The following is a 5,263-nucleotide window of genomic DNA, read 5'->3' on the forward strand; positions in this document are numbered from 1 at the left end:
TCTCCATTTAAATCTCCTCCTCAAAAGGAGATTTAATTCTGGATTTATGCTTTGTAAAAATCACTTATTGGGAGGACACGGGGGCAGGGTACTTCCGGGCAGTTGGGAAATGGGGGTACATCCAATTTTTCTGTTCCACAAAAAGTAAATGGCCTGCCTTCTGGGCAAACAATTGTTGATATTGCTTCGGCAGATAGGGTTTCTTGTGTTTTACTTTCTGGAGAAGATGTATATTGTTGGGGAAATAACTCGGGAATTGATTATCTTGGTGTTTTAAGAAGTTCGATGACAAGCTCAAGCTCTGCAATTAAAATTTTAAATAGAGCGGATCCTTAATTTATACCTTTAAGTTTTGTCTAATATTTTCTTCTAAAGAATCTACAATATCTTTTAGACTTAATTTATTTCCAACCAAAAGAGTTTGAATGCCTAAGGTATGAGCGGGGAGATCATAATAGGGGTCATTTCCTATCATAATTGTTCTTTCTGGGGTTGTTCCAATTTTTTTTAAAGTTTCATTAAAAAAGTTTTTGTGGGGTTTTGTACTTTTCATCACATCCCATGAAGTAACAAGATCAAAATCATGTAAATACAAATCACTTGCTTTTAATCTTAATTCAATTTCTCTTCTGCCAAATACAGCGTTGGTTGCTAGTGTAATGTGCCTATTACTTGTATGTAAAAGATCAACTAATTTTCTAGCATACGGGTCTGAATGAAGAAATAAACAAATAAATGGATAATCGGAATCAAAAAATTTAGACATAAATCTTTCAATTTTTAGTCTATTTGTATTTAACTCAGATGCAAGAGTCTCAAAAAAAGCATCTTCATTTGAAGAAAAAGAATGAGATGAGAGAAGAATTTCTTTTGTTTTTTGAGCTGCTTTAATTAATTGTGAGATAGATCCAAAACTACGCATTCTGAATAAAACACCAAGAGCAAATAAATTATGAAATAAAGCCCCAGGTTGATCAATTAAAGTTCCATCCATATCAAGAAGAACATGAGTTTTACCATTCCACCAATCACCAGAAATTGTAATTTTATTACGAATTCGTTTTAACTCTGAACTTTTTTGGATTGGTTTAGAAAGTTCTTGTTTCTTTTTCATTTTAAAGTACCTGTGGAAAAAATAACCATAGTGTTACAAAAAACTTTAACAACTTAATTTAGAATATTCCTTTTTAATAAGTTGAAGTCAATTGATTAACAGGCTAAACCTACAGGACTTGAATTATTTTTGTTTCCTACGGTTATAAAAATTTCTTCAACCATCTTTTGCTCGAAAGAATTTGTAGGATATATGTGGAAAAGTTGAGTTAAGGATTCTTTTGTTGTGTTGTTTAGCTGACCAGCTCGTTCTAGACCTTTAATTAAAAAGTAAAGACTTTGAATTGAAGCATTCGTGCTAATATTATTTTGCATTTTTTCTATACCAACAGAAAATTGACCTTGAGCAACAAGAATATAACCATGTAAAACTTTTGTGTCCAAAGGTACTTTTTGAATATTGTCATAAGAATCAATTGCGGCTTCAAGTAATGTCTGTGCTTTTTTAAAATCTGTGCCTTTCATAATAATACTTAAAGCTTCAAGTTCAAATAATTTTTGTTTTGTTACTTTTCCAGATAATCCATGATTATTTTTCGCTATGGAGAGCCATTCGTCTACAAGTGACCAATTTCCAGATAAACTGTAAATTTGTGCGATACATGCAGATAAAGTAGCAAAATTTAACTCTTTATTATTTTTTTGTTTAAGCAATAAAAGCATTTCTTGAACTGCTGTTCGTGAATTATAACTCGCACCAGATTTTGCCACAAAAAGAAGAAGATTGTCGTTTAAATTTTCGCTGACAAGTATAGCGCATTTTGCAATATTCCAAGCAAATTCAGAAAAATTATTTTGAATACATTCTAATCCATACTTCATTAATTTTTCACAAAGAGCTTCTTTCTGATTTGCAGAAGAATTTGTAGTTAAAATAAATTCTTCTAAAAACTTAACGATAGCTTCGTTTTCTTTTAAAAATTTATTTGATTCAATATTTAAACAAGATCTTAATAACAAGATGAGATAGGAATGATTCCATGGATCAATAGACAATGATTTTTGAATTTCAGAATATGAATTTTGAAAGTCGCCTTCAGAATAATAGGCAGCAGCAATACTCCAGTGCAACTCATTTGATTGTTGTTCTGATAAACTGGTTAATTGCAATCCTTCTTGAGCTATTTCTCTTGCTGTTGAATAATCTCTTATTTTTAGAAGAAAAAAGATATATCTTAATATTCCATCTGAATTAAAATAATCCAATGAAAACATATATTGGAAATATTTTTTAGCATCTTTATGGTTTCCAATTTTTGAATGAATTTCAGCAAGATAATAATGAACTTCTGGGTCAAATTGATAAATATTATAAAGTTCTTCTAAATGAATTAATATAAGTTCGCTTGGAGTCTCATTTGAGATAGAATCCCTAATTTTATTTTTTTTCAGCATGTAATCGCTTACGTCTACTTGAGATACTTTTAATCCACAAAGTAACATGCAAAAACGAATTTCAGGGCTTCCATGTAAATTTTTATAAGCAACCTTTAGGCATTCTAATAAACCATCTGAAGGATTATTACTGACACAGTGTGATGCAGTTTGAATAACAAGATCATGAGAGGAATCCTTAGAAATTAAAATTGCAAAGTAACAGATTCGGGCAACGGGCTTAAGACCATATTCATCGCAAAGTTGAGCGATAAAATAAATTTGATTCATATCGCGCGGCGATTTTTTACATGCAATTACGATATTTTCAACTTCAGCACGACATGCTTCTGATGCGGGTATATTATTTGCCAATTTGTATGCTTGCATAGCTCCTAACAAGCAGAGAATTTCAATTTCTACTGGAACTTCTCCATATTGTTTTTGAAGCCAATCCGCTAAAGTTCTTAAAGCATTTATTGCATTTTTATGGTCACCTAAATTTAAAAACTCATTATAAAGTGCAGTATGTGTTTCAAAATGACCATGAACTAAAAACTTATCAAGAGATTCAAATCTTTCAGCATAATTTGTATTTGGATCCGATATTGCGCCAATTTGTTGAAGTTCTGTCAAAGTTGCTAAAATGGAAGTTGAATTTGATTTTAATGAAAAAGCATGTTTCCAATGCTCTATTGCTTCACTAAGGCGGCCAATACTTTCTAAGGCGCAACCAGAAATGAACCATGCAGCATAGTTCTCTGGATAACTCATTTGAAGCTCTACAGCCTTATTATAAAGTTCTTCTTTGGCATTTAGGTTTTCAGTCGTTCTATTTTTATTTTCATTTGGAAAATGAAGTTCTTGAATAGGAAAATCTTCTGGAAAATAGTCATCTGGAATATCGAGAGTTCTATTGATTCTAATTTTTTTATTAGAAAGTATATTTATTAAAGGAGTTTTTGAATTATTTGGGTATTCAATTTCTCTATGAGAATGTTCAAAGTGTTTTCTAATGTCTGCTTTTTTGTCTTTTTCGGTATCATTTTTGGATGAAATCCGTATACTTCCTAATAGTATAGCAAAATCGATAGCCTTTGATTCAGGGTGTTCTTTGCTCAATTTTTTTAGGTCGTGTATGAGTTCAGAGAGCGTATCTCTTTTTGTAGATACTTCCACTCTTCTAAATAAGATTTCATAATCATTAGGGAACTTAACAGAAAGTTGTTTTAAAATGGTTTCCGCATTTTCAAAATCTTGGACAAATATAAATTTGTTTGCGGTTCCAAGTTTGTTTTCAGGTTCATTATTGATTAGCTTCCTAGGACGTGTTTTAGAGGAGAAATTCATGCTACAGACAATATTTTGTCTTAGCTTCAGGCTTTTGTATTGTGAACCTTTTGCCCTTACCTGCATAATTTCTCCAACAAAGGTTTGACTACTTATATGAATTCGGTCTTTCTGAAGGATAGCTGAAGTTTATTTTAAGCACTTAATGTTATTTGACTATATTTTAAAGGTGGATTCATATAAAGCACTGAAAGTGCTGCCTATTATGGAGATGATAGAAAAATGCAGAAGATTCTTGGCCTTGATATTGGAACGTATTCAATTAAGGCTGCAATTATTTGGAATGATTATAAAATTATAAATGATTATAAAAATTACCTTGTACATCAACTTATTGAACAAAAAATTGAATATAAAGAAGGTATCAATGAGAAAGAAGCTCAAACTCAAGCCATTGATGCTCTCATAAAAAATTATAATTTAGAATTTGATACTGTTTATGCGGCCATAGATTCAAAAAATGTATCTATTCGAAAAGTTGATTTTCAAAATATTCGCAAAAGAGATATTGTTGGATTTTTGGAAAATGAACTAGAAAGTTCTAGTCCTTTTGCAATAGAAGATTCCATTTTAGATTATCAAATTATTGAATATACTAAAAATAAATCCTCTGTTTTATCTGTTTTATCTAAAAAAGAAGTTATTAAAGATATTTTAGAAATTATTGAAAAAGAACATTTAAGAGTTAAAGTTCTTGATATTGATAACTTAACATATTTGAATATGCTTTCTTTTTTGGATAAAGAAACTAATAGTAACACAGAAAATATTCATGAAAAAGTTGAAGATGGTGAGAAACAAAACATCTTTTCAAATTTAATTATTAATATTGGGCATAGTAAAACAACACTTACTTTTTTAGCAGATAAAAAGGTATTATATACTAGAATAATAAGTATTGCAGGTGATTATTTTAATCAGGTGTTAAAACAAAAGTTTGAATTAAATTATTCAGAAGCAGAAATATTAAAACATTTTGTGAGTTCAATGGAAATAAGCGCTACTGAGGAAAACGATAGTAAGAGAAATCTAGTATCTATTGTATTATCTCAAGCTATTACTGAACTTGGTATTGAAATTTTAAGAACAATACAATCTTTTATTGCAAAAGAAAATATTAAAATTAAATCCGTATTTTTAACGGGCGGTTCTAGTAAAATAAAAGGCTTAAAAGATTATTTTGAGGTTATCTTAAATTTGCCTGTAACTGGTATAAAAATCAGAAAAGAAAACTTCATGTTTCAAGATGATGAATTTTCTGATAATGCGAGTGAAGCAAGTTTATCCGTCTTTTCTCAATCTCTTGCAATTGCTATGCGTGGACTACCTGTAATTGGCATTGCTTCTAAAATAAATTTAAGAAAAGGTGAATTTGCTCAAGTTAGTAACTATGATAAATTAATCAAACAAATATTTCTTTATTCCA

4 protein-coding genes are annotated in these 5,263 nt (G+C 30.0%); 2 read left to right on the plus strand and 2 right to left on the minus strand.

The window, feature by feature from the left end; translation table 11 throughout:
- The first annotated feature begins 66 nt into the window (after positions 1-66).
- Positions 67-336 (plus strand): hypothetical protein, encoded by a 270-nt coding sequence (locus ACIQ56_RS13975; RefSeq protein ID WP_397601666.1) that lies wholly within the window; start codon positions 67-69, stop codon positions 334-336.
- 1 nt (position 337) lies between these two features.
- Here ACIQ56_RS13975 and ACIQ56_RS13980 read toward each other — a convergent pair whose 3' ends face one another.
- On the minus strand, positions 338-1,114 hold the full coding sequence (locus tag ACIQ56_RS13980) for an HAD family hydrolase (RefSeq protein ID WP_397601663.1): 777 nt from the start codon (positions 1,112-1,114) through the stop codon (positions 338-340).
- Between the two features lie 95 nt (positions 1,115-1,209).
- On the minus strand, positions 1,210-3,903 hold the full coding sequence (locus ACIQ56_RS13985; protein ID WP_397601664.1) for a hypothetical protein: 2,694 nt from the start codon (positions 3,901-3,903) through the stop codon (positions 1,210-1,212).
- Between the two features lie 156 nt (positions 3,904-4,059).
- Here ACIQ56_RS13985 and pilM point away from each other — a divergent pair.
- Positions 4,060-5,263, plus strand: a 1,204-nt coding sequence (pilM, locus tag ACIQ56_RS13990) for a pilus assembly protein PilM (RefSeq protein ID WP_397601665.1), incomplete at its 3' end; no start/stop codon positions are given.

It is taken from the genome of Silvanigrella sp. (assembly GCF_044369315.1).
Lineage (GTDB): Bacteria > Bdellovibrionota_B > Oligoflexia > Silvanigrellales > Silvanigrellaceae > Silvanigrella.

Excerpts from the sequence above, each read along its gene's own strand:
- ACIQ56_RS13980 (WP_397601663.1), bottom strand. The coding sequence starts at position 1,114 with ATGAAAAAGAAACAAGAACTTTCTAAACCAATCCAAAAAAGTTCAGAG.
- ACIQ56_RS13985 (WP_397601664.1), bottom strand. The coding sequence starts at position 3,903 with ATGCAGGTAAGGGCAAAAGGTTCACAATACAAAAGCCTGAAGCTAAGA.